Annotated in this window: 2 protein-coding genes and 2 pseudogenes; all 4 read left to right on the top strand. The window is 42.6% G+C overall.

The genetic code is table 11. From position 1 onward, the window contains the following. Nucleotides 1-172: 172 nt before the first annotated feature. Nucleotides 173-1,234 (top strand): annotated as a pseudogene (locus HHT355_RS09435) (VirB4-like conjugal transfer ATPase, CD1110 family); the annotation flags it as partial. Nucleotides 1,235-1,987: 753 nt separating this feature from the next. Further along, on the top strand, nucleotides 1,988-3,865 hold the full coding sequence (gene ltrA / locus HHT355_RS09430; protein ID WP_408609718.1) for a group II intron reverse transcriptase/maturase: 1,878 nt from the start codon (nucleotides 1,988-1,990) through the stop codon (nucleotides 3,863-3,865). A 161-nt stretch (nucleotides 3,866-4,026) separates the two neighbouring features. After that, nucleotides 4,027-4,263: pseudogene (locus HHT355_RS09420) on the top strand (conjugal transfer protein TraE); the annotation flags it as partial. A 6-nt stretch (nucleotides 4,264-4,269) separates the two neighbouring features. Continuing rightward, the gene (locus HHT355_RS09415) at nucleotides 4,270-6,018 is read left to right on the top strand and encodes a C40 family peptidase (protein ID WP_103203201.1); all 1,749 of its coding nucleotides are present in this window, start codon (nucleotides 4,270-4,272) and stop codon (nucleotides 6,016-6,018) included. The last annotated feature ends 17 nt before the right edge of the window (nucleotides 6,019-6,035 follow it).

Here is a 6,035-nt window from a genome sequence, read left to right as displayed (position 1 = left end):
GTATAATGATCATCGTATAGTGATCATTGAATGACATCCCTGATACTGTGCTGGTGACACAATATCAATAATGGGATGTCATTTTCCTTTCTGTTTTTATGGACATTATACTCGTCATTTCACGGACAGGCAAGTACGGTAGCTTTTGGAATAATTGACCCGGTAAAAACACCAGGCATCCAGTATCGCGCAGAAGCATAACTGCAATCTGGTACGTCTTGATTATCAGCAGGAGCAGGGGCTTATGAGCAGTCTGCCGCTGGCATATAATCAGATTGATATTCAGCGTGGTATGACCACAAGCAGTACTGCGATATTTGTGCCGTTTACTACACAGGAATTGTTCCAACCGGATAAGGAAGCTCTTTATTATGGTTTAAATGCTCTTTCCAACAACCTGATTATGGTGGATAGAAAGAAGCTTAAGAATCCGAACGGGCTTATCCTTGGTACACCGGGTTCCGGTAAATCATTCTCGGCAAAGAGGGAGATTGCAAATGCATTCCTCGTAACGGATGATGATGTAATTATCTCAGACCCTGAGTCAGAGTACAGTCCACTGGTGGAGAGATTCGGGGGGCAGGTTATCAAAATCAGTCCTACCAGCTCGCAGTTTATCAATCCCATGGATATTAACATGAATTATTCGGATGACGATAATCCGGTAGCTCTTAAGGCAGATTTTATCCTGTCCTTGTGTGAGCTTATCGTAGGTGGAAAAGAAGGCTTGCAGCCGATTGAAAAGACGGTTATCGACCGTTGTATTCACAAGATTTATCAAAAATATTTTGAAAATCCGGTACCGGAGAATATGCCACTTTTGGAGGATTTATACAATGCCTTGTTGGCACAGGAGGAATCCGAAGCGAAGCATGTGGCAACTGCCCTTGAAATCTATGTGCATGGTTCCTTAAATGTATTTAATCATCGTACCAACGTGGACATTACCAATCGTCTTGTATGCTATGACATCAAGGACTTAGGTAAGCAGTTAAAGAAGATTGGCATGTTGGTAGTACAGGATCAGGTGTGGGGCAGAGTAACGGAAAACCGTTCTGCCGGCAAGTCCACCAGATACTACATGGATGAGATGCATCTTCTGCTTCGTGATGAGCAGACAGCAGCTTATACCGTGGAAATTTGGAAGCGTTTTAGAAAATGGGGTGGTATCCCGACCGGTATCACGCAGAACGTAAAGGATCTTTTGGCATCCAAGGAAGTGGAGAATATCTTTGGTGCGACACGTTGACGCACAAACATCGCTCTATGAGGGTAAAACTTCATAGACTTATGGCCATGCGATGCTAAAATCGTCGGGCTTACTTCCACACGAGGTAAGCAACAACTGATAATTCGAAAGGTAGAATGATGGGGTAACGCCCTGAAATGCCTTCTCTGATACTTCGACCGGCTCTGACTGTAATGGTTGGGGTCTGGAGCTCGATAAAGTCGGCGGAAGTCTGCCGAAACAGTGTAGAAATACAGCTGTCGAAAATGCGATAGAGGTACCGTATGCAGATGACACGCCGGGAGTCTATAAAATATCTATGGTGAGAATGTCCACGACGGACTGACGAAAACCGCGAATGTACGGGTCTAGATGTTTACCATATAGAAATGTATGGACACTTAATTGTGGGTCAGTGCGGTGGAGTAAGAATCGAAAATATGAAACTCCGTATTGTGTTATAGGCACAATCAAGCTGACAGGACTATAGCGGACACCTAAGGATATATGCACAGATAGAATTATCGGAACGTGGAAAGGTACAGAGTTGCTCATAAGCAATCTGCGGACGAATCATATAAGCCGCTTAATCTGTGCTGAAAAGCGAAGCTCGAACCTATGACAGCCCTACGAAAAAGGCGGGCTCGAGGAATGGGCTTTAGTCGGTTAGAAACAATTATTGTCATTCAATCTTATAAGGATTACGAGTATGACAAAAAGGGACACTTTCCCAAGAAAGGAGAGTGATGCCTTATGACCATGAAAAAGAAAAAGCAATTGCTATGTGAGGATAATCTGCGTCACAACGAGTATTACGGAATGCAGAATACGATTGATAATCTATACCAGGCAAGTTTGAACGGAGAAGTTTTCACAGATTTAATGTCTGTCATCCTTCAAAGGGAAAACATTCTTCTAGCGTACAGAAATATCAAGAAAAATACAGGAAGTAAAACAAATGGCACAGACAATCTCACAATTGAGGACATCGGAAGATGCTCCCCCGATGAAGTTGTTGAAAAAGTTAGATTTATTATTAATGGAAGTGAACATGGGTATCGCCCAAAACCTGTAAGGCGTAAGGAGATACCAAAACCATACGACCCAAATAAGACAAGACTCCTAGGGATCCCATGTATTTGGGACAGGCTTGTTCAACAATGTATCAAACAGGTAATGGAACCCGTTTGTGAAGCTAAGTTCAGCAAGAACAGCTACGGATTCAGACCGAACCATTCGGTAGAGAATGCCATAGCAAGAAGTTATCAGCTGCTTCAACATGCCAATCTTCACTATGTCATTGAATTCGATATAAAAGGATTCTTTGATAATGTGAATCACGCCAAGCTGATACGACAGATATGGGCTATGGGTATTCATGACAAGAAGCTGATTTTTGTCATAAGACGAATTCTCAAAGCACCTATCAAACTGGAGGACGGGACTTTTATCACGCCCGACAAAGGAACCCCACAGGGAGGTATCATATCGCCACTCCTAGCTAATATCGTGCTTAACGAATTAGACCACTGGGTAGAAAGTCAATGGCAATGGTGTCCGATTTGCAAACGGAATACCAGACCCGATAATGGCTATCGACAGGCTAAGAAATCTAACCTGAAGGAAATGTTCATTGTCCGCTATGCAGATGATTTTCGAATCTTTTGCAGGACTAAGGACTCTGCTGAACGCACCAAATGTGCAGTCACTCTGTGGCTGAAAGAAAGGCTCAAACTGGAAATTTCTGAAAAGAAAACGAGGATTGTAAATGTAAGAAATCATTATTCTGATTTTCTCGGATTCAAAATGAAAGTGCACAGGAAGGGCAACAAACTCGTGGTTATATCTCATATCGCAGATAAAAACCTAGAGCACAAAAGGGAGAAGCTAAAAGAACAGGCAAAGAGAATTGTTCACCCTCGCAAAATATATGGCGAACAAGGTGAAATCAGACTCTATAACAGTATGGTCACTGGCATGCAGAATTACTACTGTATTGCCACACATGTTAATCATGATTGTGCTTCCCTAAACCGCACAGTCATGACCTTGCTGACAAACAGGCTTAGCACTCGCACAGGCAACCGCCTTGTGAAAACAGGGCGAGAGCTTACGGAGTTTGAAAAAGCCCGTTTTGGTAAATCCAAAATGATGCGATATGTCGCTGGTACGAATGAGCCCGTGTATCCAATAGGATACACACAGCACAAAAATCCGCTTTTCCGCAAGAAGAGCTGGAATTATTACACTCCCGAAGGACGTGAAGGTATTCACAACTGTCTGAGAATCAACATCCCTATGATGTTGGCTCTCATGCGTCAACCAGTCTATTCCAATAGTGCGGAATACGCAGACAATCGAATATCTCTCTTTTCAGCCCAATGGGGAAAATGTGCTATAACCGGTGTTGAATTCTCCTCTGTTGGGGAAATTCATTGCCATCATAAGTTACCTCGACATTTAGGCGGTACGGATGCCTATGAGAATCTTATTCTCATAAAGAACTCCGTCCATAAACTCATTCATGCTTCAAAAGCGGAAACTATTTACAAATATATGGATTTACTACAACTAGATAACAAACAGCTTATAAAGGTTAACCACCTTCGTGAGTTGGCTTCCATGCAACCTATTTAATCTTATTTCAACTACTACAGTTTTTATTTTATTCAAAGGTTGATTGTTTAGACAATGAAAAATACTAACCGATGGAACGCCGTGTGCGGTGAAAGTCGCATGCACGGTGTGGAGTGGGGGAAAAGCCCGAGATGATATCAGAGGCTTACCTATCACTATAGAATTCTGATTTTGTATATATGCTGAATCAGGCAGTTGGCGACAGACAAATCCTTGCTAAACAGCTGAATATCAGTCCTCATCAGCTTTCGTATGTGACACATTCGGGAGAAGGTGAAGGGCTTTTATTTTACGGAAATGTTATCTTGCCGTTTGTAGACAGATTCCCTACTGACCTTGAACTTTATAAGTTACTTACCACGAAGCTTAATGAAGTTGTGGATGCAAAGAAGGAGTAAGAGTAAATGGATGAAGCAAAAAAGAGTACAAACAATGCTTCTTCGAAGTCCTCCCGGGCAACAACACAGAAGTCCCCGGGAGAGAAGCTTAAGAATGAGCAGACAGCCAGGGAGGCTGTGAGAAAGAAACTTAGATATGGGAAAAAGGATAATTCCCTGACGCTGGAGCAGCAAAAGAAGCTAAAAGCTAAGCAGAAAACTAGCCAGAAACTTGCTATGAGAGAAACGGCGGTCAAAAGACAGGCACATGAAAAGATTGACGAGGCAAATGAAGATGAAAATGTTGCTGTGGAGGCTGTTAGCCGTGGTATGGAAGCTACAGGATATGTAGGTCAGAAAATCAAAACTGATATGTATAACCAAAAGCTTCATAAGAAAGCGGCAAAGGAATCCGAGAAGGTGGAAGCTACTAAAAAGCAGACATCTTCCGAAGCTTCTAAACAGATTCAAAAGGCCCGCACTAAAAGGGAAATGGTGGATGCTTATCAGAAAAAGAAAGCAAAAGAAGCTGTCGGTGGTGCCGGAAAGAAATTTGTAGACAAGGCAGGAGATATGGTTGGACGTATCGGGGAATTTATTTCGGAGCATATTTTGCAGAATCCGAAGGTATTGATAATTGCCGGAATTATAGGGCTTGTTATTATTTTGATTTCCTGTATGTTCACATCTTGTTCCATGATGGCGGGGAGCGTTGGTACTTCTACAATTTACACCAGTTATACAGCAGACGATGAGGATATCTTAGAAGTAGATGCGGCATATTCTGCATTAGAAGCAGAGCTTCAAGAGGAAGTCAATTCCATTGAAACGGATTATTCGGGATATGATGAGTATCGCTATACCTTAGCAGAAATCAATCATAATCCATACCAGCTATCTGCAGTGTTGACGGTACTTCATGAAGATTACACTTTAAGGGAAGTAGAGGATACCTTGCAGAATATCTTTGATATTCAGTATGAGCTGACCACGGAGGAGATTGTGGAAATCCGTACAAGGACAGAAACGAGAACCAGATGGGAGGAACGTACCCGAACCGAAGAGCGAACTGGTACAAGGCTTGTGTGGGATCCTGCAAGCAGAAGTTATGTTACAGAGACTTATACCTATGAAGTGGAAGTATCCTATTGGGTAGAGGTTGAATATGAGGTGGAAGTGGAATATGAATATTATATTTTGCAGATCACACTTACCAATGCAACTATGGATACAGCCGTGCGCAGTTATGGATTATCAGCTGACGATATGGAGCGATACGAGCTCTTGCTAGCTACCTATGGTAATAAAGCCTATCTGTTTGGAGATGACATTTACAGCACGGTGGATCCGGGAGAATATCAGGATTATGAAGTACCTGCGGAGTATCTGACCAATGTGGAGTTTGGAAACATGCTTCATGAGGCAGAAAAGTATTTGGGTTATCCCTATGTGTGGGGAGGAAGTAGCCCGAGTACAAGCTTTGATTGTTCCGGCTTTGTGAGCTATGTCATCAATAACTGCGGAAATGGTTGGTATGTAGGAAGAAAAACGGCAAACGGATTGCTTGGATGCTGTACAACAGTATCCGCTGCTGAGGCAAAGCCGGGAGACTTGATTTTCTTTGAAGGTACCTATGAAACAAGCGGTGCTAGTCATGTGGGAATTTATGTGGGAGACGGTATGATGCTTCATTGCGGAAATCCGATTCAGTACACATCGGTTAATTCAAGCTACTGGCAAGAACACTTTTATACTTATGGACGAATTAATGATTAGCCCCTCATAGCAGGGGC

The organism is Herbinix hemicellulosilytica (assembly GCF_002904165.1).
Classification (GTDB): domain Bacteria; phylum Bacillota; class Clostridia; order Lachnospirales; family Lachnospiraceae; genus Mobilitalea; species Mobilitalea hemicellulosilytica.
This window is presented reverse-complemented; position numbering and strand designations above follow the sequence as displayed.